This is a genomic window from Mycobacterium sp. 852002-40037_SCH5390672 (assembly GCF_001665875.1).
Classification (GTDB): domain Bacteria; phylum Actinomycetota; class Actinomycetes; order Mycobacteriales; family Mycobacteriaceae; genus Mycobacterium.
This window is the reverse complement of sequence record NZ_LZTA01000112.1, coordinates 1-1,001: the sequence shown is the minus strand read 5'-3', so window position 1 is coordinate 1,001 and position 1,001 is coordinate 1. Positions and strand designations below refer to the sequence as shown.

General features: G+C 62.7%; 1 protein-coding gene. It reads left to right on the top strand.

What is annotated here, in order from left to right; translation table 11 throughout:
• A partial coding sequence (locus A5782_RS21145; protein ID WP_197694300.1) for a polyketide synthase dehydratase domain-containing protein occupies nt 1-1,001 on the top strand: 1,001 nt, incomplete at both ends.

Genomic DNA, 1,001 nt, shown 5'->3' with positions numbered 1-1,001 from the left:
ACGGGCATGGACACCCGGTGCAGTTGCCCACCTATGCATTTCAGCGGCGCCGGTACTGGCTGGCCGATCACTCAGCAGAAACCGGGGATGTGGCCTGTGTGGGGTTGGTGGGTGCTGAGCATGCGTTGCTGGGTGCTGTGGTGCAGCAGCCCGATACCGGGGGGGTGGTGTTGACCGGGCGGTTATCGCTAAGTGCCCAGCCGTGGTTGGCCGACCATGCGCTGGCCGGGGTGGTGTTGTTCCCTGGGGCGGGGTTTGTGGAGTTAGCCATTCGGGCCGGTGATGAGGTTGGTTGTGCAGTACTGCAGGAGTTGACGTTGACCGCGCCGCTGGCGATACCAGCCGCCGGTGGGGTCCAGGTGCAGGTGGTCGTCAGTGGCGCTGATGAGTCTGATGACCGGGCGGTGTCGGTGTATGCCCGAGAGGATCATGGCGATGCCAAATGGGCACTGCATGCCGAGGGCCTGTTGGGGCAGGGAGTTGAGGGATTATCAACACCGATAACGGATTTGGCGCAATGGCCGCCGGTGGATGCCGGCGCTGTCGATGTGTCGGATGCGTATGCGCGCCTCGCTGAGCGGGGCTATGTGTATGGCGAGGCGTTTCAGGGGCTGCGCGCGATGTGGCGGCGCGGGCAAGAAGTCTTTGCCGACATCGTTATTCCCGACGACAGCAGTCTTGCAGTCGATGGGTTTGGGATTCATCCCATGCTGTTAGACGCCGCGCTTCACGCGATGCTGCTCACCGAGGTCGCCCAGACCAAAGAAATCAGTGTAACCGGCCATACCTCTTCAATGGTGGTGCCGTTTTCCTGGGCGGGGATCTCGTTGCAAGGTGTGGGTGCTGCGCGGGTGCGGGCCCGTCTTGCTCCAGCCGGGCAGGACGCAGTGTCCATTGAATTGGCCGATACCACCGGGGCGCCGGTGTTATCCATCGCCTCGCTCAAGTTGCGCCCGATCACCACCGACCAACTACACAACGCATTGACCACGGCCATAGAC